This is a genomic window from Nostoc sp. (genome assembly GCF_036917935.1).
Lineage (GTDB): Bacteria > Cyanobacteriota > Cyanobacteriia > Cyanobacteriales > Nostocaceae > Nostoc.
This window is the reverse complement of record NZ_JBALEL010000037.1, coordinates 95,112-118,234: the sequence shown is the minus strand read 5'-3', so window position 1 is coordinate 118,234 and position 23,123 is coordinate 95,112. Positions and strand designations below refer to the sequence as shown.

Sequence of the window (23,123 nt, the reverse complement as noted above, 5' to 3'; positions counted from 1 at the left end):
GAGGGGGACAAGGGGGACAAGGGAGACAAGGGGAATAACCAATGCCCAATGCCCCATTTCCTAATTTACGGCTTGACAAAAACTACACCATAAGCATCTGGGGAAAGATACTCTTTGGCTGCTTGCATCAAGTCTGTTGCATCTTGGCTGTGAATTATCGCTGGGTAGTTAAAGGCAGGTTCCAAATCTCCCACCAAAGATTGATAATAACCATACAACCCAGAGCGATCGCTTGGTGTTTCATTGCCAAAAACAAATCTGTTAGCTACTCGTCGCCGCACACGGGCAATTTCTGATTCTGTTACCAATTCTGTTTGTATTTTGCGAATGTGTTGAGCGATCGCATCCTCTACAACTGGTAAATTTTCCACTGCACATTTAGCTGAAATATAAAATGTCCCTTGCAAATTATTGCTCATATTGCTCACAGAAATTGAAGAAACCAATCCCCGTTCTTCTCGTAAATCCCTCACCAGTCTTGATGTCCGCCCGTGTCCTAAAATTCCTGCTAAAACATCCAATCCATAGGTGCGATCTAAGTGAGTCATTCCTGGAACCCGCCAAAGCATCACTAGTCTTGCTTGTTGCAGACTTTCATCGATAAATTCTCGACGGACAATTTCTGTAAATGGTGACTCAGGGTTGAGTGGAAAGTCGGGAGTAGGGAGTGAGGAGTAGGGAGTTTTATTAGCTTTTGTAAATCCTTCCGCAATAGTTGCAATTAATTCTTCCACAGGCAAATTGCCCACAGCCACAGCAGTAATTGACTGGGGTTGATACCAGTTAGCATGAAAATCTCGCATCTGCTGGGGTTTAAGTTCGGCAATTACTGATTCTGGCCCCAATACTGGACGGCGATAGGGTAGACGATCAAAGGCTGTCTCCATCGCCCGCCGATATATACGCCGTTGGGGATTATCCTCGGAACGCCTAATTTCTTCTAAAACTACCAATCGCTCACGTTCAAAGGGATCATCAGGAATACTCGCATTCGATACTACATCTATTTGTAGTGGCGCAAGCTCGGCAAAATCTTTGGGGGCAGTAGTTATATAGTAATGAGTATAGTCTTGGCTAGTAGCGGCATTGGTAACAGCACCCCGTTCTTCAATTCGACGTTCAAATTCGCCACTAGCCAGTCGTTCTGTTCCTTTAAAAATCATGTGTTCTAAAAAGTGAGCCATGCCATTAATGGCATCAGGTTCTACAGCAGAGCCAACTTTAATCCATAAGTTGAGGTTTACGGCTTCAACTGGCATTTGCTCGGCAATGATTGTCAAACCATTAGGCAAGTGGTGCAGCGTCGGGGCATTGAGACGGGGAAATTTTCGCAGGGTTGAGGTCATTGCTACTTGTGTGTGAGGAGCATGTTACTCTTTTATCTTATCTGCGACTTAAAATAAGCACTGCGATCGCATCAGCAAGAGACGCCAAGAAAAATTTCCCCGTATCCCCGCGCCTCCGTATGCTGACTACTTTCTCTAGTAATCCACCAAGTTCCTAAGACTTTGGTTTATAAGTCGAAGCAACGTGTAATTCTTTCAACTGTTTAGCATCTACACTCGAAGGCGCATCTGTTAACAAACAACGTGCTTGTTGTGTCTTGGGAAAAGCAATGACATCCCGAATGGATTCTTCTCCAGCTAGCAACATTACCAAACGATCTAAACCGTAGGCAATGCCACCATGCGGCGGTGTACCATATTCAAATGCTTCTAAGAGAAAGCCAAATTTACTTTGTGCTTCTTCAGGAGATAAACCGATCGCTTCAAACACCTGCTGTTGAATTTCTCGCTGATAAATCCGCAGACTTCCGCCGCCAACTTCTACGCCGTTGAGTATTAAGTCGTAAGCTTGGGCGCGTGCAGTCTTTAAGTCGCTCAAATCATCAGGATGCGGTGCTGTAAATGGGTGGTGTAGTGCTTCTAGGCGCTTTTCGTCAGCATTCCACTCAAACATCGGGAAATCTGTAATCCAGAGCAAGTTAATTTTTTCTGGATCAATTAAGCCAAATTCTTTAGCGATCACTTGTCGTAATCTATCTAAAGTTTTATTAACTGTAGCAGCTTCCCCTGCCCCAAACAACAGCAAATGTCCAGCTTTTGCACCTGTACGGCGCAAAATTTCTTGTTTTTGTTCAATGCTGAGGTTGTCTTTAATCGCCCCAATGGTGTCAATTTCGCCATCATCCCTGACGCGGATAAAAGCTAAACCTTTAGCACCGGCTTCGCTGGCTTCTTTAAATAAATCGCCACCTGGTTTAATCCGGACATTAGAAATTACATCGTTACCGTTGGGAATGGGCAAAATTTTGACGATACCACCATTGGTAACAGTGTCCCGAAAGACTTTGAAACTAGAATCTTTGACAATATCTGAGACATCAACTAATTCCAAACCATAGCGTGTATCTGGTTTATCACTACCGTAGCGTTCCATCCCCTCAGCATAAGTGAGACGGGGGAAAGGGCGCTGTAACTCAATGCCTTTAACTGTTTTGTAGATATGGCAAACTAAGTTCTCGTTCAGTTCGATAATTTCTTCTTGAGACATGAAGCTCATTTCCATGTCCAACTGAGTGAATTCTGGTTGTCTGTCGGCACGTAAGTCTTCATCACGAAAGCAACGGGCAATCTGATAATATCTATCTAAGCCGGATACCATCAGCAATTGTTTAAATAGCTGGGGTGATTGCGGCAAAGCATACCACTCACCAGGATTGACGCGACTGGGTAGAACATAATCCCGCGCCCCTTCTGGGGTAGAACGGGTAAGAATTGGGGTTTCGACTTCGATAAAACCTTCCAAATCTTCTAAATAACGACGCATAGCTTTGACAATTTGATGACGCAGTTGCAAATTTTGCGCCATGCGATCGCGTCGCAAATCCAAATAACGATATTTCAGCCGTAAGTCTTCCCGTACTGTTTCGGTGTCAGCTAGAGAAACTTGGAAAGGCAACTGTTTGCGAACAGCATTCAGGAGTTCAATTTTATCAGCGTAAATTTCTACTTCGCCTGTGGGGATGCGGGTATTCAACGATTCTTCGGGACGTTGTGTTACCCTACCAGTGATTTCGACAACATATTCATTTCGCAGGGCGTTCGCATGTTCGTAAGAATCTGGGGTGCGTTGCGGATCGCTGACGATTTGGACAATTCCAGAGCGATCGCGTAAATCTAAAAATATCACACCACCATGATCGCGGCGACGGTCTATCCATCCGTAAAAGGTAACAGTTTCTCCAATATGTTCTTTTCGGAGTTCGCCGCAATAGTGAGTTCGCATAAGTGTTAGTTATTGTTTCCGGGGCTAGATTGGCAAGAAAATGTCAAAGCCTTCCCATTATCTAGCATCAATAGTAATTGTAGTAGTTCTGGTGAAAGAAAAAATCAAATAATCTCACCCTTAATCCCCTCCTCGCTCTTCGGGAGGGGAGCCAAAGCGTAGCTTTGGCGGGGTGGGGTTCTTCGGGTTTAAGCAGACATGATATTACTCAATACAGTTCAGTTAAGGATAATTGTAGGTTGGGTTGAACGAAGTGAAACCCAACAAACCCTGCAAAATGTTGGGTTTCGTTTCTCAACGCAACCTACGCTGGTTTTGGTTTTTGGCTCTAACCCAAGCGTATTGTGATATTACTAGCGATCGCCGGATTTTACGATCGCTATTTTGGTTGATTAGGAAGATTTTCTTGGGGAGAGGCTCCGCCATGGCCATGAGCATCAGGTGGAACACCTAGTGCGTCGATCAACTGTTGTTCTGTAACACCTAACTTTGTCGCCGCAGCAGCAAAATCAGGTTTGGGTGGGCGTTGATTGCGATCGCCTGAATTTGTCGGATTGGCAGGAACTCCCAACGCCGCCTTTAACTGTGCTTCTGTAACGCCTAACTTTGTCGCCGCAGCAGCAAAATCAGGTTTGGGTGGGCGTTGATTGCGATCGCCTGAATTTGTCGGATTGGCAGGAACTCCCAACGCCGCCTTTAACTGTGCTTCTGTAACGCCTAACTTGGCGGCCGCAGCAGCAAAATCAGGTCGGGGTGGGCGTTGATTGCGATCGCCTGAATTTGTCGGATTGGCAGGAACTCCCAACGCGGCCTTTAACTGTGCTTCTGTAACGCCTAACTTGGCGGCCGCAGCAGCAAAATCAGGTTTGGGTGGGCGTTGATTGCGATCGCCTTGATTTGTCGGATTGGCAGGAACTCCCAACGCCGCCTTTAACTGTGCTTCTGTAACGCCTAACTTGGCGGCCGCAGCAGCAAAATCAGGTCTGGGTGGGCGCGGCTGTTCGTTTGATGGTTGCTTGGGCGGTTGTTGTGCCTGTGCAATTTGATCGAATTGATTAGCGGCATTTGCTTGATTGAGTGAAATAAAACCAAATGTGCCAACCAGAACAGGAATCGCTGTCACCACTAGTATTCGACGAATATTCATCATTAAATCTCCAAAGGTTTATATTTCTAATTAAGTCTTCTTAAAATGACAACCTGCCCGGACGAGATCGCGGTTGAGGGCCAGGCGAAATGCAGGGGTGCTTCAATAATAATTACTAATTCGTAATTCGTAATTCGTAATTCGTAATTCGTAATTCGTAATGACGCTCCTGCGTCGCTAACGTAATCCATAACGTAATTACGAATTGTTAATTAACGATTATTGTGTTCTACCCGGTTTTGAACCTGAACCGCGCCCTGATTATGAGGTTGGGGAGTATGCTTTTTCTGATGTGGACGGGGTTTAGAATGTCTGACTTGTGGTTTTTTATCAGATACTTGCGGTTTGTTGGGTTGTTGTGAAATCTCTGCGTTCCGATGAGACGGATTAGCGGCATTTGCCTGATTGGGTGCAACAAATCCGAATGTACCAATCAAAAAAGGAATTGCGGCTACGGCTAAAACTCGACGAATATTCATAAAAATCAACCTTCAAAAGCTAGGGTGTTCATATTTCTAATTGAGCCACCTCCAAATTACAGCTTGCCTATTTTCTAAATTACAGTTTTGTAATTTGAACAAAAAATAATGAATTTAGCTAAAACAAAAAGAAGCCTCTCACCTACCCGTAGGGAGGTGATGAGATGAATTTTTGGGCGATAACGAGTCGCCCCCTAACAAAATCAAACTGTAGGTTTGAGAGGGCAAGGGGTCGAGGATAGCGCAGCGTTAGCGAGTCATCGAGCGTCGGAATCGCCATTTTCTATATTTGGCAAAGAGTCAATAAGTTCGTCAATTACTTGAGTCATGGTTTTGTCGGTGTAAACTGCGTATTTCTGAAGCTTATTAAAACGGCGTTCAGACATTCTCAGTCTTAATTGTTTGTTTTTCATTCTGGTTACACAATGGATACACATCATGTTATAGTATCTGTAGGTCGAAAAACACTGCGTAAACAAATGAAAACTTCCTATCAGTACAAAATCAAACCAACTGCATTGCAGTCAGAAAAAATTGATAAAACGCTAGAAATGTTGCGTTATCAATATAATTATTTGCTTGCCCAAAGATTTGACTGGGATGAAATGAATCGTTGTCCTATTGATAGATGCCCATTAATTTGTCATTTACCAGAGTTAAAAAACAGGCCCAATTATTACAGTCAGAAAGCATCATTAACACAACTAAAAATAGATAGACCTTGGTACAAAGAGATTCACTCTCAAGTATTACAGGAAGTTCCTAAAAAAGTTGAGATAACTTTCGAGAGATGGTTAAAAGGTGATGTCAATGGTAAGAAGTCTGGTAGACCTAGATTTAAAGGTAAAGGTCAATACAAAACATTCACTTATCCTCAATTTAATCGTCATCATTTTGTCAAAAATAAGGTAACACTATCAAAAATAGGTGATATTAAAGTAATTGTTCATCGTCAAATACCAGAAGGATTTGATATTAAAACTGTTTCTGTCACTAAAAAAGCAGATGGTTATTATGTCACTCTAAGTCTTGATGATCAGACAGTACCAACAATTAAACCTGATTTTAATCCTGATAATATTGTTGGCATTGATGTCGGGTTGATAGATTTTTATGTTGCTTCTGACTATACCAGAATTGCAGCACCAAAATATTTGCGGAAAGCTGAACGTAAATTAAAGTCTGCACAGCGAAAGGTATCAAGACGTAAAAAAGGGTCTAACCGACGTAAAAAAGCTATTCAAAAATTGGGTAAGCAGTACAAGAAAGTTGCCGATACTAGGAAAGATTTCCACTTTAAAACAGCTAACTTATTACTCAAAAAGTATGACGTTGTTGCAATCGAAAAACTAAATATTAAAGGACTCGCTAAAACAAGACTAGCTAAAAGTATTAATGATGCTGGTTGGGGGCAATTCGTAACCATACTTTCAAACAAAGCCGCGAAATGCGCCACAGGGATACTCCCCGTGGACACTTTCGCGAAAACGCTGGTTTAAAAGTAATAGCTGTAAACCCAAAGGATACAAGTCAAGAATGTTCTAGCTGTGGTAACAAAGTTAAAAAACCATTATCTCAAAGAATGCACAACTGCCCTGTGTGTCATATCAGTTTGTGCCGAGATTTGAATGCTTCGATTATTATAAAGGCGCGTGGGACGCACGCCCTCAAAGCTCAACCAATGTCTTCATAGAAGAGTCGTTGAGAAGCCTACACTTACCTGTACTCAGGAAGTGTAGGTACGTCACAATAGAAGAATATATGAATTGATAAATGCTTGTGAACGTTCTGTTTGTCGAAGATGAAGCGAAAATTGCTAACTTTGTCCGGGCTGGGCTAAAGGAGCAGGGATTTGTTGTAGACTACTGCGATAACGGTGATGACGGATATCTGCGGGCATTAGACAACGAATATGATGTGATTATACTCGACATTATGATGCCGGGAAAGGATGGATTATCGATTCTAAAACTATTGCGGCGGCAAGGTCGGAATGCTCCGGTGATTTTGTTGACGGCTCGGAATGAACTAGACGATCGCTTGCAAGGGCTAAATTTGGGGGCGGATGACTATATCGCTAAACCGTTTTTTGTGGAAGAGTTAGCGGCTAGAATTCATGCGGTTGTGCGTCGGAGTGTGAGCGAGCGCCAAAATCTGCTTGGCGTTGGGCCGATCAAACTCGATCGCATCACTAGGGAAGTCACTTGCAATCACCAGGCGATAGAACTCACCAGCCGCGAGTTTAATCTTCTGGAATATCTCATGCGCTCTCCCGGACGGGTTTTCACTCGTACTCAAATCCTGGAACACGTTTGGGGCTACGACTTTAACCCCAACACCAACGTCGTGGATGTTTGTATCCAGCGAATTCGTAAAAAGATTGACCCCATTGATGAAGCAGTCTGGATTGAAAGCATTCGAGGAGTTGGATATCGATTTCGCAAGCCAGATTCTTCCTTATGAAACTCCCTTCGTTTCGACTCCGCCTTGCTCTGTTGTCTGCGGCTCTAGCTGGCAGCACATTAGTCGGATTTGGTGCGGTTTCCTGGTTTCAGATTTACAATGCTAAGATTAGCCGCCTGGATGCAGAACTATTAAATCACTTGATGCGGGCAACTCCGAACTTCCCGCCGCGAGAGGAACCTCCCGTTGGCGCAGCGTCTCCCAGAAGAGAAAGCTCGCGATGGCAGTTTTACGAAGATTCATTATCTTATGCCTTCGGAACCAATACAAAAACCCCCGTCGCCCTGCTAGTGCTGGACGCAAATAACAACATACTTTATCAATCAAACTCCCTACCTGCCGACGTTGAGGTGAATCGTCTGTTACTGGCGCGTCTCCAGTTGACACCTCTAGCACCGTCCCCAAAAAGAGAACCACCACCTTTAACCTCCAATAGAAATCCATCCTTCGAGCCGCCGCCCCTGATTCGTCCACGCCCACCTCAATTTGTGACTGAGCAGACAGCAACAGCAGTCTGGCGAATTGGGGCAGCTAAATTTCCCAATGCTCAGATTGCCATTGCCGTTAGCTTGCAAGCCGTAGATCAAGAAATGGCTACTATTCGCAATATCTTCCTGGTTTCAATTCCGGGAGCGCTGCTACTGGTTGCGGTGGGGGCATGGTTGGTTTCTGGTGGTGCATTACGTCCCATCCGGCAATTAACAGGCGTAATTCAACAGGTAACTGTCAAAGGGCTAGATCAGCGGATTCCGATTGGGACAACTGATGTGGAATTTGTCGAACTGATTCAGGTGTTTAACCTGATGTTGTCACGCTTGGAACGCAGTTTTACCCAAGCTTCCCGCTTTAGTGGTGACGCGGCCCATGAACTGAAAACCCCACTGACTATTTTGCAAGGTGAACTAGAACGAACACTACAACAGGTTGAACCCGGTAGTGAAGTACAACAGCGCTTAAGCAACTTGTTAGATGAGGTGCGCCGCCTGAGTGGAATTATGCGGAAACTCTTGTTGCTATCTCTGGCAGATGCGGGAAAAATGAGCTTGTATCTGGTTGAGGTGGATATGTCTGAGTTGCTGATGGAGATGCTAGAAGATGTGGAAATGCTAGCTCCCCAGTTGACTGTGCAAACTGACTTCACTGATGGGCTGAGAGTAAAAGGCGATCGCGATCTTTTAATTCAAGTTTTGCAAAACCTGTTCAGTAATGCCATCAAATACAATCTCGCCAACGGCTGGATACAGATTCGCACTGATCAAACTCCAACAAATTTCCACGTTACCATTATCAATGCATCAAAAGATATTCCACTAAGCGAACGCGATCGCCTATTTGACCGCTTCTATCGCGGCGATCCCTCACGTAACCGCAAAATAGAAGGAATCGGACTAGGACTGAGCCTAGCCCGAGAAATTGCCAGGGCACATCGTGGCGACCTCACTCTTGACTTAACATCTTCTGGTCAAACAGCATTCACCCTCACCTTACCGGTGAAGTTGCAGAATTGAGCGATCGCTCGGTATCGATATTATTTTACTGGACGCAGAAGTGTAATTTTGCCTATGCTTGTCTCTTGAGAGAGTTGCGCCACGTAGAGATATCCATTCGTGGGATTCTCAACCAAATCCAATGGACTTGGGTTAAAACCAGTGAAGCCAGTAATACCCGTTTGGAAATTTACAATATCCAAGTTTGGGCCACCTGGTGTTAGCACAATGATGTCTTTACCAACGCTGTAGCGTGTCACCAGCAGTTTGCCTTGCAGCTGACCACCCAAAACATTACTACGATATTCAATAATGCCATTCGGTGAAAAATGCTCTCCGAAATCGAAGGCAATACCCTTCCAATTCCGGTCAGGTTGGGTACCAATGGGATATTCATTTATCTGAACTGAGTCTGTACCAGCTGTGGGATTTCCTCCACTCAACACCCACTCACAACGCTGAGGATTGGGATGACCATAATAACCATTTTTAACAACGCGAAATAGAAAGTCTCGCTGCGTGCCTAGACTGCTAAGACCAGGCACAGATGGACTAATATAAGCCCCATTAGTAGCTTTATCAATACGGTTTTGGCAGGCGAGAGGTAGGTGCATAGGTGTATTTGGCGTATTGCCACCAGCCGCCGAACCATTCGTTGGCGCATATAACTGACCATTAGTGTGCCAAACCAGATCGTAGGCATTACGTATACCGCTAGCAAAGATAGTTACAGGCGCTCCCTCATTAAAGGGGTTATAAGTACCTCCATCCTCCGTCTTAACGCTTAAAGGAAGTGAGGTGATTTTGGACAGGTCAACTCGTAATACCGCAGCAGTTAACAATTTCTCAGGACGATTACTCCAGGCACTGTTTGGTGCGCCTGTACTACTATTACTACCCTGCAACACATACAGCACATTTGGCTCATTGGGCTTAAACTCAATGCTGTTGGTTAGATGATCCCGGCTCGAACGTGGTAAATCAACCACATAGTCTTTTACTGTCTCTAAATTGGTACCGCTCAACCGAGTAATTTTACCACTCCACTCTGGAGCATCAACAGTTCCATTCCAATAGTAGTTGTTTGTTACCCAGAGAATTAGGTTGCTAGCATTTGTTGATGAGGGATCAAAGTGCATACCAATGATCGTTCGATTCCCACCATTTGCAGTCTGCAATGAGGAAATTGTTTGTGGCGTACCCAGGGTGCCATTAGCATTGATCGGGAAACGCAAAATCTCACCTAGTAAGGTGGCAGCATAGAGTTTATGATCAGGCCCAATCAATACTGTGGTGTAAGGTTTGACAGGTACACTCGCTAATGAAATTTGCTCAAAAGTAATATTGCTTACTGGGTTCACAAAGATGCCTGTTGTGAAACTAATGCTATAGGGTAAGAATGCAGCACCATTGCTATCTTTAATCCCGTCGGTGATTTGTAACAAATATTTGGTATTATTCTTGAGATGATTTATCGGGGATACTACAATCACATCTGTGCCACCGGAAGTGTTATAATTGGTATTGACTTGCGTATTAGTACTGCAATCGATCAGCTTGATGGTTGAGGTGGAAATACTATTAACCGCAATCCCACTGTTGGGGAGATTTAAGTCTGCTGTAATCGAGATATCTGGCGACACATTTGTCTGACTATCATTCGGATTGGTCGTTCTGATCGAGGGCCGATTACCTGGTGCGATCGCAATATAGTTGAGCTTGGTATTCTTACCACCTTTAGCATCAATTGTCAGCTTGCCATCAGCAACATCAACAATTCGGGTAACTGCGGTAAACTTTTTGGTTGCCGTGGGTACAAAGCCAGAAATAGCAGCCGTACCTTCTATATTAATCTGGTGCTTACTATCTATAGTATTACTAGCATCACCGACGCTAACAGTCACATTGTAGGAACCATTAGATACAGCATATTGCCAAGCGGCAGGTATCTTCACTGCTATTCCCGAAATGTTAGCCGGATATTGCAGATGAATCAGTCTATTTAGTCGCTGATCAATGCCACTTTGGTAGCGATCGCGTGTATTGAGTTGGATATCAAGGGGAGTGGGTGTAGTATTGCCTAAGCTATCTTCACGCACCCAACCAAAGCCTCTAGTATCACTGTAGGCTTGACCAATATCTTTAATATATCCAGATGGTACAGGAGCGTTATTTGGTTGAAAAGTAATCCCTTGAACAATTGCTAATAGCAGTATTTGGGGTTTGATCTTGTACATCATATATACCTTGCCGTTGTGGTTGTAGTTAATACGTGAGTAGTCCATTGACATTGACCAAGTATCTGCAATGATTATTCCTGGCGATCCTTGACTAGCTAGAAACGAACGTAATGACTGCAAGTCCCAGAGAACCCAATACTGCGTAGGTTTTGAATATTCGTAAGTTTGGTTGAGCTTGAGCGTTACCCAACAAACCCCGTTCTTAGGTTGGGTTGAGGAACGAAACCCAGCCTACACATTTTTATTTTTTAGCCAAAACCTACGCAGTATTGCCAGGGAACCCATTTCTCCAGACTGTGTAAAAATTATTTAGTCAATACTTGAAATTACATAAATACTGAACTTCTTTTTTAAGAGAACTTTCTAATTCCTCAACTTGGCACAGTATGATTACGTAAAAACTAATAAATCTTCACAATTATCACCGTATTATTACCGTAAAGCTTTAATTGCTGCTGGCAGAGTTCATTTTTGTCTGTGCTGTCAATATGCAAGTAACGAATAGCACTAAGAAAAGCCCAAAGGCTTGTGTCGCCTCGTTCCCAGTCTTAAGACTGGGAATGTATTCCGAGAGGGCTGCTGCCTCTCCTCAAGAAAGAGGAGGCGGCAGCCCTCCCAGGATGGGTTAAGAGCCTAGAGGCTGGGAACCAGTTAGGGCAAGGGCTGTATCTTAACTTAGTGCCATTCATGCAAGTAACTTTGGCAGCAAATCATGAAAAACTTTTTCAATATGTATGCTTTAACTTTGTCAGAACATGATAATGCGATTCACTTCATCTATCTGATACCATTTCTATATGAAGAGGCATAGAAAGAACCCCACCCCGCATTTGAGTAAAGCAAACGCTCCCCTCCCCAAAGCATCGGCTACGGTGTACACACAAGTCCTAAAAACCTTGCGTGATTTGGCTTGACTCGTTAAGAGTCTCCAACTGAGAATGCATTCATTGAGTCAGAGACTCAATGTATAACTGGAGGCAGAGCCTCTAATCAGCCATTCCCATGCAGAGCATGGGAACGAGAAAATAGAGGGAATAGTGGGATTGCCGTTTATCCCTGTAGTTTTAAACCTTTGGTCTAAGATTGCGAACTTGACACTCCCTCCTTTAGAAAAGGGGGGAGTGTCAAGAACGGTGTAAGAATTTAGGGAAGAAACAAGCGCCCACTGATATCATGTTCGGATAATTAGTTATGATTTCTACTGTCATTGCACCCACCCCTTAATCCCCTCCTCGCTTGCGGGGAGGGGAGACGAAGCGTAGCTTTGGCGGGGTGGGGTTCTTCTCTTCGGATTTAAGTAAGTAATCAGGCGAACATGATATGACTCGCCTGCTTCTTGACTTCAAATATGTGGAATATGGTGACTCAGCCAATCAGCGTTTTCGCGCAGGATATGCAGAATACTTCCATGAACGACCGTTTCCAGATGTAGCCGCTCCTTTAAAGGGGAAGAGTAGTAAACTTTAGGGTGACTAGATGATTCCTGCACCTCTTCGACTACATAGCGATTAGGGACATGACTTAAAATGTGGGCAATTAGCTTTTGCCGCAATTCATGAATTGAAAAGGCTAATTGATAAGGATTTTCAGGGTACTCATCCAAGACATTCTCAATTTCTTGAATGACGATTGGCAATGTTAAATTAATTAATGTGTGCGACATTTTTTAGCAACCTAATTGAAAAGAAAAAATTTTTAGGATCTACTTCTGCTTCTTCCAGTCTTGTTTAAGTATCTAGGCATAAATAAATTTCAAGTTTGTAGTAAGGACTTTAGTCCTGATAATCCTTGCTCTGAGCGATAAATCGCTCACTACAAACTAAGAGTTTATTTTATATTTAATTATGTCTACCTACTTATAAAACAGAATTCAGAAGTGAGAATAAATAACTGGGTTTAAGACCCCCACAAAACAAGAAAATTTGGTGGTCTTCTCGACGTTCGCGAACAGCGTATCGTAGACAGACGCACTAACATTGACCCAAGCGCGAAACAATCATTGCTGGGTCTGTAATCCCTCGCTGATAGCGCAGGGGTAGCGAATCCGTGAGCATCTTGATTCGGAATTCTGCATTCCTCTTCAAAAAACTGGCATCTCCTGATGGCATGAGCTACAACGCCAATAAAGCCCTCCCAAGCGTATATGGCGGAGTAAAACAGTTGAACAGCTAGGACAACTATGCCTGCTATTCATGAAGTGCTTGATTGTTGTTATGAAAATAAGCTGTTGGCTGCAATCTGGTTTTAGATGTCTTGAGTGCAGCATTAAATTGCTTAATAAAGTATTCACTTAAAAACCTGGATTGATTTGATAATTGTGTAACTTCTTGCCAAAAAGCTTTTATAGCTTGCCGTAATTGGTCTTACAACAGTTTGCAAGTAAGTAAGGTAAGGTACAAAATGCAGGACTCACGCATTAGATATAAAGAATTTCTACCTTCTGCTTTGTCTGCGACACGCTCCGCGAACTGCTTCCTGCCTCAAAACTCCTAGTTTTGTACTTCATACAAATGAAAACTGCTATATAAATAACAGCATAACAACCAGATGTTTGAAATCGAGTATTTACAAGCGTTTGATTTCTGGTTGAGTTGTATAAATTAAGCGATAAGTTCAGCTTTTTTTGTTGATAGATGATGCTGCAATTAACTTCATCTATCTGAGGGTGGATTATGCATAGATAGACTCAATTACTAAGCAAATCAGCTTTATTTGTGAGTGCGCTAGTGGGTGGGGTAGTAGTTTACGATTACATAATATTGATGGGGTCTACATCAATAGTTAAACTTACAGAGGAAGGACAAAGCGATCGCACTTCTTCCCAATCTGGCAATTGTGGTAAGGCATCGGGGGCAAATTTAATCAATATCTGCCAACGATAACGATTAGCTACCCGTAAAATACTCGCTGGTGCTGGGCCTAATATCTCGAATTCTTCTTCTGTACTCAAGGCTGTAGCAATAACTTGCGCCGTATTTTGCACTTGAATCGGGTCGAGACTACTTAAACGCAACAAAATTAACCGCCCATAAGGAGGATAATTGAGTGCTTGGCGTTGTTCTAACTCAGCTTGAGAGAAAGACTGATAATCGTGCGATCGCACTGCTGCAATTACCTGATGCTCTGTAGTATAAGTCTGCACAATCACTCTACCCGGATCTTCGCCTCTACCAGCACGTCCAGCGACTTGAGTCAAGGTTTGAAATGCCCGTTCACTGGCGCGATAATCTGATAAATTTAGCAATCCATCGGCGGCGACAACACCCACAAGTGTCACCTGTGGTAAATCCAAACCTTTGGTGAGCATTTGCGTACCGACTAATAAATCTGCTTCGCCGTTGGCAAACTGCGTAAGTAGGGTACGATGTGAGCCTTTGTTGCGGGTGGTATCGCTATCAAAACGAATCAAGCGCAACTCTGGGAACTGTCGCGCGAGTTCCTGAGTTACCCGTTGAGTACCGCTACCGAAAAATTTTAGGTAAGGGGAACTACAATCAGGGCAAAATTTGGGGTGCGATCGCCCATAGTTACAGTAATGACACCGCAATAATTCCGGCGCTTTTTCTTCGGTGTGGTGATACGCCAGCGAAACATCACAATATGGACATTCTAACACATATCCACAACTGCGGCAAGATACAAAAGTACTATGTCCCCGGCGATGGATAAATAAAATTCCCTGTTGTCTTCTTTCTTGCAGCTCTTGCAAAGCTGTTTGCAACGATCTACTAAATATAGAACGATTTCCTTGCTGCAACTCTTGCCGCATATCGACGATTTCCACCGGCGGCAAAGGGCGGGAATTGATGCGCTCAGGCAAACTTAAATAATAACTCCTACCTCCTGACTTCTGATTCAGGAGTGAAGAGTTAAGACTTCCTTCTTGTCCCCCCTCTCTGCTTGCGGAGAGGGGGCTAGGGGGTGAGGTGACGACGCTTACCCAAGTTTCCAATGAAGGCGTAGCGGAACCCAACACCAAGGGGCAATTTTCTAATTCGGCTCGCCACTGGGCAACGGTGCGGGCGTGGTAGGTGGGTATAGGGGAGTCTTGTTTAAAGCTGCTATCGTGTTCTTCATCTAAAATAATTAAACCCAAGTTGGGCAAAGGAGCAAAAACGGCGCTACGGGTACCAATGACAACTTGGGGTTCTCCGGTGAGCATTTGTCGCCAAGTGTCGTAACGTTCACCGTCTGAGAGGGCGCTGTGATAGACGCTGACTTTATTACCAAAACGGGCGCGAAAACGATCGGTTAGCTGGGGTGTGAGTCCAATTTCTGGGACTAAAACCAGGGCAGATTTACCTTGGTTGAGGAGAGGTGCGATCGCTTGCAAATATACTTCGGTTTTTCCCGAACCTGTCACCCCATGCAATAAAACTTCAGCAAATCCATCTAGTGTCTGGATTGTCGCTAAGGCGCTAGCTTGGGCAGCAGTTAAAGATTTAGCGCCATCGCCTACTATTGCTGGGCCTTGTTCAGTTCGTAATACTTCCCGTTCTTCAACAACGATGTAACCCTTTTGTGCCAACGTTTTGAGAATAGAGGAACTAGCATTGCAAATTTGCAACAATTCATTTTGCCATAACTCCCCACCATGTCGTCGTAGCACTTCTAAAATCTCTCGTTGACGAGTAGTTAACTCATGGTCAATTGTACCTGTGAGCGTGACTGCTTTTTGCAACTTGGGTCGAGTTAGTCGTGGCGGTTCTAAGTAGCTTTCTACTAAACCAAATCGCAATAATTCCCGAATTCCCCGATAAGCAGATTTGACTTTTTGTTGAAGATAGACAAAACTGTAGTCCCCCACTGGCTGCCCTTGCAAAAGTTCCCAAACTTGCCGCGCAGTTGGAGTCAAAAAAGCTAAAGGATCGGCAGATGCCAGCAAATAACTACTTCCCCTTGCCCCCTCGCCTCTAACCAGGCGGATACGACGCTGCGATCGCCCCAGCAACCCTGGTGGCAGGGCAACCCGGATCACTTGAATCAGCGGCGTATAGTAATATGCAGCAACTCGGTTGAGTAATTCCCAATAAGCACTTGGGAAAAATCCAACGCTGACTATATCATCTACTTCCCGGATTTTTTCTGGTGGTAAATCGATATTTGGTTGTGCCAGTAACCGAATTGCGATCGCTCCTAATTGTTGTGCCCCAAATGGCACGCTCAAAATATCCCCTGGTTTTATTTCTAACTGGGCTGGCAATCGATAAGTAAATAGTCCTGTACTTCCTGGACAGTCTACCAATACTTCAACCCACCGATTAACAGTTACACCTGACTTGTATGATTCACTCGCTTCTGCCACCACTAAAGGAGATAATTTTATGTCATTAATATACATACTTGCTGACTTTATAGTTAGATATTTTCCTCACATAGCTGGCCAAAATCAACCTAGCTAACTAAACTCTAATTTTTCGCTTTCTTAAATTTAAATGGTATTTCTCAATACTGTTATTCTTCATAATACTTGATAATTTTCCTCTTATGTAATCTACTAGACAAATTCGTATCAACTATACATGCAATAAATATTTGGTACCCACTATACAAATCAAAGCATGTCGGCTCTTGCTGCAACAGTTGCTCTATCTACTAAATATGGAGTAGCCTTTTTCCGCCTATCGGTAGATATTCAACTCTTTCTGCTTATGAGATGCTTTTATACAAAGTAAGATCATCCCAAAATTAAGCTGCCACTCTTGTAATTTGTATCATGTAGGGAACTTTAAATCAAATCGGGAGTGCGTAAAGCCAGTAGTAGGTTTTCTTTTAATCCAGTAACCTCCAACGCCTAAGACATTAAAAATATTTAGAAAAATATATGAAAGTTTAAGAAATTTGGATATTTAACTGAGATTTTTATATTTGTTAAGGTTGAGAAAGTTTGAGGGGGTTTGACATATTTGATAATTCCGAAAAAAATGAAGAATATATCTGTTGGGAATCTGAGAAGAAAGTTTTGTTGGGTGCTAAGGTAAGTTTCGTTATAGGTTGTATATCACTGTAACCTATAGGTGCTAGGTAGATGCCGATTTTTATTTATGTAGATAAATTAGCATCAGCCTGTATTTCGCTATTCTTTACGGGTGCATCGTCCATTAGGGAAAACTACCAAGCCTCAAACGAGTAGGTGTAAATAAATTATGTACCAAACAAAGCAACAATCCCTAAAGGAAACTATGAATATTGTTGAATTGGGAAAAATGGAAATACTGGAGAATGCTGCTGATATTGAAGAACCATCACTCGATAGTTTAAATGCAGTAGCAGAAGAAGAATCTCCAATTGTAGTCGAACATCTGGAATCAGACGAACGCGATGGAGATGATATGGCGGCGGCTCGTCCTTCGGGATACAACAAAACCGAACATGATGATGCTGTCGGCGCATTTTTTAAGGAAATGGCGCGTTATCCGCTCTTAAAAGCTGATGAAGAAGTAGAGTTAGCGCGGCGAGTCAGGTTTCTAGAGGAAGTTAGAGGAATAGAAGCTGCTTTACAGTTAAAACTGGAACATGAACCCAGCAAACTAGAAGTAGCTTCCGAGCTAGAAATGACGGAAAAGCAACTAGAAAGTCGCTTGTATCAAGGGAGAGTAGCTAAACGCAAAATGATTCGCTCGAACTTGAGATTGGTAGTATCTATTGCCAAGCGATATCTGAATCGGGGGGTGCCTTTTCTGGATTTAATTCAGGAAGGAGCAATGGGTTTAAATCGCGCTTCCGAAAAGTTTGATCCTGATAAAGGATATAAGTTTTCTACTTACGCTTATTGGTGGATTAGACAAGCCATTACCAGAGCTATAGCTAACGATGCGCGAACAATTCGGCTTCCTATACATATTGTTGAAAAGCTTAACAAGCTGAAAAAAGCCCAACGGGAACTCAAACAAAAACTCTGTCGCAATCCTACGGAAGGCGAAATGGCAGAATCTTTGGAAATTAGTGTGCAACAACTACGCCAGCTACAACAGCTACGGCGACAAGCACTTTCTCTCAACCACCGTGTCGGTAAAGAAGAAGACACAGAGTTGATGGATTTGCTAGAAGATGAAGACAACTTGTCTCCAGAAGCAAAAATGAATGAAAACATGATGCGTCAGGAGATTTGGGAAGTCTTGGGTGACGTGTTAACTCCACGAGAGAAAGATGTGATTTCTCTGCGTTATGGTTTGACAACCAGCGAACCCTGTACCTTAGAAGAAGTTGGCAATATGTTTAATCTTTCTCGTGAGCGAGTGCGTCAAATTCAAAGCAAAGCGATGCGGAAATTACGCCGTCCTCACATAGCCAAACGCTTAAAAGGTTGGTTGATTTAATTACATTGCTTAAGAGAGAGATGCAATCCCTTGCCTAATTAGCTTTGCAATTCGCAAAAATCAGGCGTTTTGTAGCTTTTTTCGCCTCTTATTTAGTCAATACTCAAAAAAAATTGCCCAGTTGCCTATAGACTATGGACTATAAACTATGGACTATAGACTAATGACTTCGGGTAGCAATTTGATTGTGCGTTTTGCCCAAGCAGACGATTGCAGCGTACTGTTTAAATTAATTGAGGGACTTGCAGAATATGAAAAATTATCTCACGCGATCGCTGGCAATGCTCTGGCACTTCAGGAGCATTTATTTGGTTCGCGGAGGTATATAGAGGCAATCTTAGCGGAATCTGCGGGTCAAGCTGTTGGTTTTGCGCTGTTTTTTCATAATTATTCTACATTTCTGACTAAGCCAGGAATTTATCTGGAAGATTTATTTGTTTTACCAGAATATCGCAGACAAGGTATTGGTAAGGCTCTCCTAACTAAAGTAGCTCAGATAGCTGTAGAACGCGATTGTGGACGATTAGAGTGGAGTGTCTTAGATTGGAACGAGTCAGCCCAAGCATTCTACCGTAGTATGGGAGCATCTATATTAGATGATTGGCGAATTTGTCGCGTTACAGAAGATGTACTTACTCAATTAGGCTCGGTCAAATAAAAAACAAAGGATGAAGTATAAAGGATGAAAGAGGACGATTTTCATCTTTAATATTTCATCCTTAAATTTTAATTATTTTTTGATAAAATATTCAAAAATAGATAAATTTGTATTTTACTCATCAGCGTAAATGTACATTCTTGCAAATAAGCAAGCTCAGGTATTTCGTAAAGAAGCACCTTCTCGTTAGATATCGCTCTGTGCTAACAACCCTAAATCTAAAACCCCGAAGATTCAAAATCGAAAAACTTTATTTAATAAAGCGAAGTTTGACAGCTTGTCGTTTGACTATGGTAGCGGCTCAACTGACAATTATGGAGGATATTGCACCGAATAAGCCGTTATTGCAGAGAGAACACGAAATGAAAAAAATGATTACAGTCATACTGTTAGGCATAGCAATCTTCACCTTTGCCTTCAGTAGACCAGCATTGGCAGCAGATGCTGCTAGTGGAGCTAAAGTATTTAGTGCCAATTGTGCCTCTTGTCACGCGGGAGGTAAGAATCTGGTTCAAGCTGCGAAGAACCTGAAAAAGGACGCTTTAGAAAAGTATGGTATGTACTCAGCGGAGGCGATTATCGCCCAAGTTACAAAAGGTAAAAATGCCATGCCTGCTTTCGGCAGTCGTTTAAAATCTAACCAGATTGAAGATGTGACTGCTTATGTGCTTTCACAAGCAGATAAGGACTGGAAGTAGACTAAAATCTAACTTCAAAAATTAACAATTTGCGGGGCTTTTTGTCCCGCTAATTTTGTTGATGCCGAAATTATCAAATAGGATGCTTATACCAATTTTGGATTAGAGTCTTGACAAAAAGATTGTTCCAAGAATATCAAACAATACTACATATACTAATTTGGTATTATGAGTGATTTCTGGCAATTATTTCTCAGTATAATTATTGTTTTACGTCTGACTTTTTTGACTTTACCTGCACATTCTTCACCCATTTTAATTACTCAAATTACAGCGGGTAATTTCTTAGAGTTGGGTGTAGATAAGATGCGGCGCGGTGATTACCAGGAAGCAATAGAGAATTTCAACCAGGCGATTGAACTTAAGAAAGATTTTGCTGTAGCTTATAGCGATCGCTGATCTGCAAAAAGCATCTGAGTACTATGAACATCAAGGAAAGAGAGTTGCCTACGAAAAAACTTTAGATTTATTGAAGAATCTGCGACAACAAATTTCGTCTGTAACAGAAATCGCTCTTTTGTAGGACTGTCAGCGCTATGCAGGTATTGAAAAATTGACAGTTTTTTTAGAACCTGATGTTGCAGAAATGTTTCCTAATTCGGAAGCAGTAAATGAAGCTCTGCGTTTTCTAATTAGAGTTACGAGTAAAAATTATTGAGGCATTTTAGCAACTTTATAGAAATAAAAATGTATTTTTCTTTCTATAAAGTTGAGTATTTTTTCTCCTCATACTGCTAACTGATAAGGCGTAACACCATCAGAGAGCGATCTGTAACTGGTACACTTTGAGAGCCGGAAACTAATTTTCCTCGATCTAAAAAGCGAGGTTCATTAGTGTCAACAACTATCTCCCATACCTTTTCTTTAAATTCAGTGGGTAAAGCAAATTCAAGTAACTCGTAGTGAGCGTTAAAAAATATCAGAAAACTTTCATCAATAATCCGCTCACCACGATCCCCTGGAGTAGCAATTCCCTGCCCATTCAAAAAAATCTCCATTACTTTGGCATAACTAACTAGCCACTGCTTCTCAGTCATTTCACTGCCATCAGAATTAAACCAAGCAATATCATTAATGCCGAAACCGTGGATGGGGCGACCTTGAAACCACTTACGTCGTCGGAATACTGGATGCTGATGGCGAAAGTTAATTAGTTCACGTGTAAAGTCTAGTAAATCCGAGTTCGCTTTATGCAAATCCCAATGCCGCCAGGAAATTTCATTGTCTTGGCAGTAGACATTATTATTTCCCTTTTGACTACAGCCAATTTCATCTCCCTCTAATAGCATTGGGACACCTTGAGATAGCATTAGGGTTGCTAAAAAGTTTCGTCGTTGCCGTTCGCGCAAACGCATTACTTCTGTATCGTCGGTTTCGCCTTCTACACCACAATTCCACGATCTATTATGGCTTTCACCATCTCTACTGTCTTCCCCGTTTGCCTCGTTATGCTTTTCGTTGTAGCTGACCAAATCATTTAACGTGAAACCATCATGAGCAGTCACGAAATTAACACTTGCATTTGGGTTGCGCCCGTTTGTTTGATATAGGTCAGGGCTACCGGTAAAACAGTAAGCAAATTGTCCTAAACTATCATCTACACCACGCCAAAAATCTCTGACTGTATCCCGATATCTACCATTCCACTCAGACCAACGCAGTGGAAAGTTCCCAACTTGATAGCCGCCTTCTCCTAAGTCCCAAGGTTCAGCAATCAGCTTCACATCTGCCAAGATTGGGTCTTGATGAATAATATCAAAGAAAGCTGATAGGTTATCTACCTCATATAATTCCCGCGCTAGCGCCGAGGCCAAATCAAAGCGGAAGCCATCTACATGCATTTCTATTACCCAATAGCGCAGGCTATCCATGATTAACTTCAGAACTTGAGCATGACGCACATTCAGAGAATTACCGCAGCCTGTAAAGTCCATGTAGTAGCGAGGGTCATCCTTTATCAAACGGTAATATACAGAATTATCAATACCTCGCAAAGATAGCGTTGGCCCAAAATGATTTCCTTCGCCAGTGTGGTTGTAGACTACATCTAAGATCACTTCAATTCCGGCAAAATGTAGTGCCTTGACCATTTGCTTGAATTCAGTGACTTGTTGTCCCGCAGTCCCACTAGCACTGTAACTAGAATAGGGAGCAAAATAGTTGATGGAATCGTAGCCCCAGTAATTGCTTAATCCTTTTCCTTCTAAATGTCCCGGATGAGATAGAAAGTGATGTACTGGCATCAACTCAACTGCTGTAATTCCTAATTGCAGTAAGTGTTGAATTGCAGCAGGATGCGCTAACCCGGCATAGGTGCCACGCAACTCTTCTGGAATAGCTGGATGTAGTTTAGTAAAACCTTTGACGTGAGTTTCATAAATAACAGTTGTATACCAAGGTGTAGCAAGCAGTTTATCGCCTTCCCAATCAAAAGATTGATCGACCACAACACACTTGGGCATTATTTTGGCATCATCTAGTTCAGAAAAAACTAAGTCTTTTTCCTCAGCGTCTAGAGAGTAGCCAAAGAGAGAGGGATCATTACTAAATTCACCGTCAATTGCCTTAGCGTAGGGGTCAATTAATAGTTTGTTTGGATTAAATCGATGACCTACCTCCGGTGCCCACATCCCATGCACTCTAAACCCATACTTTTGACCTGGGCCAACTCCTGGTAAGTAACCATGCCATACAAAATTGTTTTTTTCTGTCAAAGGTATGCGAATCTCTTCGCCATCGTTATCAAATAAACAAAGCTCTACCCCTGTTGCATTTTCCGAAAATAAAGCAAAGTTCGTTCCTTTCCCATCCCAAGTTGCACCTAAAGGATATACATTCCCCGGCCATAAAGCTACATACATAAGTAAATCTTGAATAATTAGTTTTTCGGCAAATAATTGACTTCGATTTTTTTGAATAATTAGTTAAAATCACTAACATTACAATCTAACTTCTAAATAATGTTCTTTGCTCTATCATTAGTAATATAAATCTCTATTCCTTAAGTGTTAAAAATTAAGGCAGAGGGCAACAGGCTGGAGGAAAACTGCCCTGTCTGCGACACGCTGCGCGATCTGTTTCAGTAAAGCGATGCCTACGACGGGCTGCGCCAACCCTAAAAAGCAAGGGTTTAATTAACCCTCACTGTTGCGTCAGCTTGGCACAGGGTAAGGCTCTGTAGCACCAAATTATCAATCATTTGTCCCATCCTGCCTTCTTCAATTGCGATCGCTCTAGGGTTTAACTCTATAGTGAATTGATCGACAGTCTCATCTGAACTGTAGAAATATGACAGCGTGTCTTTTGACACGATTTTACTATTACAGCAACAATACTACGTAGTG

General features: G+C 42.6%; 16 protein-coding genes and 1 pseudogene. 7 read left to right on the top strand and 10 right to left on the bottom strand.

What is annotated here, in order from left to right; genetic code table 11:
* Positions 1–65: 65 nt before the first annotated feature.
* The 5 genes from V7K62_RS15640 to V7K62_RS15620 all read right to left on the bottom strand — a co-directional run bounded on the left by V7K62_RS15640 (position 66) and on the right by V7K62_RS15620 (position 5,300).
* On the bottom strand, positions 66–1,346 hold the full coding sequence (locus V7K62_RS15640) for a M16 family metallopeptidase (protein WP_334865424.1): 1,281 nt from the start codon (positions 1,344–1,346) through the stop codon (positions 66–68).
* A 154-nt stretch (positions 1,347–1,500) separates the two neighbouring features.
* Entirely contained in the window at positions 1,501–3,288 is a 1,788-nt protein-coding gene (aspS, locus tag V7K62_RS15635; protein ID WP_334865422.1) for an aspartate--tRNA ligase, read from the bottom strand.
* Positions 3,289–3,667: 379 nt separating this feature from the next.
* Positions 3,668–4,438, bottom strand: coding sequence for a hypothetical protein (locus tag V7K62_RS15630; RefSeq protein ID WP_334865420.1), 771 nt, complete (start codon positions 4,436–4,438; stop codon positions 3,668–3,670).
* A gap of 209 nt (positions 4,439–4,647) precedes the next feature.
* Entirely contained in the window at positions 4,648–4,914 is a 267-nt protein-coding gene (locus V7K62_RS15625; protein WP_334865418.1) for a hypothetical protein, read from the bottom strand.
* A 257-nt stretch (positions 4,915–5,171) separates the two neighbouring features.
* Positions 5,172–5,300 carry a hypothetical protein gene (locus tag V7K62_RS15620; protein WP_334865416.1) on the bottom strand — a complete coding sequence of 43 codons (129 nt, stop codon included), beginning with the start codon at positions 5,298–5,300 and terminating at the stop codon, positions 5,172–5,174.
* Between the two features lie 93 nt (positions 5,301–5,393).
* Here V7K62_RS15620 and V7K62_RS15615 point away from each other — a divergent pair.
* The 3 genes and pseudogenes from V7K62_RS15615 to V7K62_RS15605 all read left to right on the top strand — a co-directional run bounded on the left by V7K62_RS15615 (position 5,394) and on the right by V7K62_RS15605 (position 8,885).
* Positions 5,394–6,653, top strand: a pseudogene (locus tag V7K62_RS15615) (RNA-guided endonuclease InsQ/TnpB family protein).
* A gap of 40 nt (positions 6,654–6,693) precedes the next feature.
* Entirely contained in the window at positions 6,694–7,377 is a 684-nt protein-coding gene (locus V7K62_RS15610; RefSeq protein ID WP_334866013.1) for a response regulator transcription factor, read from the top strand.
* Complete coding sequence (locus V7K62_RS15605) at positions 7,374–8,885, top strand: ATP-binding protein (RefSeq protein ID WP_334865414.1); 1,512 nt, start codon at positions 7,374–7,376, stop codon at positions 8,883–8,885. Before V7K62_RS15610 ends, V7K62_RS15605 begins: the two co-directional genes overlap by 4 nt.
* 20 nt (positions 8,886–8,905) lie before the next feature.
* On the opposite strand, the gene V7K62_RS15600 is transcribed toward V7K62_RS15605, so the two are convergent.
* The 3 genes from V7K62_RS15600 to priA all read right to left on the bottom strand — a co-directional run bounded on the left by V7K62_RS15600 (position 8,906) and on the right by priA (position 16,445).
* Positions 8,906–11,224 carry an Ig-like domain-containing protein gene (locus V7K62_RS15600; RefSeq protein WP_334865412.1) on the bottom strand — a complete coding sequence of 773 codons (2,319 nt, stop codon included), beginning with the start codon at positions 11,222–11,224 and terminating at the stop codon, positions 8,906–8,908.
* 1,222 nt (positions 11,225–12,446) lie between these two features.
* Positions 12,447–12,767: a hypothetical protein gene (locus V7K62_RS15595; RefSeq protein WP_334865410.1), complete on the bottom strand. Its 321-nt coding sequence runs from the start codon at positions 12,765–12,767 to the stop codon at positions 12,447–12,449.
* Between the two features lie 1,086 nt (positions 12,768–13,853).
* Positions 13,854–16,445, bottom strand: a complete 2,592-nt coding sequence (gene priA / locus V7K62_RS15590) for a primosomal protein N' (protein ID WP_334865408.1) — start codon at positions 16,443–16,445, stop codon at positions 13,854–13,856.
* An 805-nt stretch (positions 16,446–17,250) separates the two neighbouring features.
* Here priA and V7K62_RS15585 point away from each other — a divergent pair.
* From V7K62_RS15585 to V7K62_RS15570, 4 genes are all read left to right on the top strand, one after another.
* Positions 17,251–18,423: an RpoD/SigA family RNA polymerase sigma factor gene (locus V7K62_RS15585; protein ID WP_334865406.1), complete on the top strand. Its 1,173-nt coding sequence runs from the start codon at positions 17,251–17,253 to the stop codon at positions 18,421–18,423.
* 163 nt (positions 18,424–18,586) lie between these two features.
* Positions 18,587–19,081, top strand: a complete 495-nt coding sequence (locus tag V7K62_RS15580) for a GNAT family N-acetyltransferase (RefSeq protein WP_334866011.1) — start codon at positions 18,587–18,589, stop codon at positions 19,079–19,081.
* Between the two features lie 362 nt (positions 19,082–19,443).
* A complete protein-coding gene (gene petJ / locus V7K62_RS15575) occupies positions 19,444–19,779 on the top strand; it encodes a cytochrome c6 PetJ (protein ID WP_334866009.1) in 336 nt (111 codons plus the stop codon).
* Positions 19,780–19,947: 168 nt separating this feature from the next.
* Positions 19,948–20,178, top strand: coding sequence for a tetratricopeptide repeat protein (locus V7K62_RS15570; RefSeq protein WP_334865404.1), 231 nt, complete (start codon positions 19,948–19,950; stop codon positions 20,176–20,178).
* A 335-nt stretch (positions 20,179–20,513) separates the two neighbouring features.
* On the opposite strand, the gene glgX is transcribed toward V7K62_RS15570, so the two are convergent.
* Both glgX and V7K62_RS15560 read right to left on the bottom strand, forming a co-directional pair.
* A complete protein-coding gene (gene glgX / locus V7K62_RS15565; RefSeq protein ID WP_334865402.1) occupies positions 20,514–22,640 on the bottom strand; it encodes a glycogen debranching protein GlgX in 2,127 nt (708 codons plus the stop codon).
* Between the two features lie 269 nt (positions 22,641–22,909).
* The gene (locus V7K62_RS15560) at positions 22,910–23,089 is read right to left on the bottom strand and encodes a hypothetical protein (protein ID WP_334865400.1); all 180 of its coding nucleotides are present in this window, start codon (positions 23,087–23,089) and stop codon (positions 22,910–22,912) included.
* Positions 23,090–23,123: the final 34 nt, after the last annotated feature.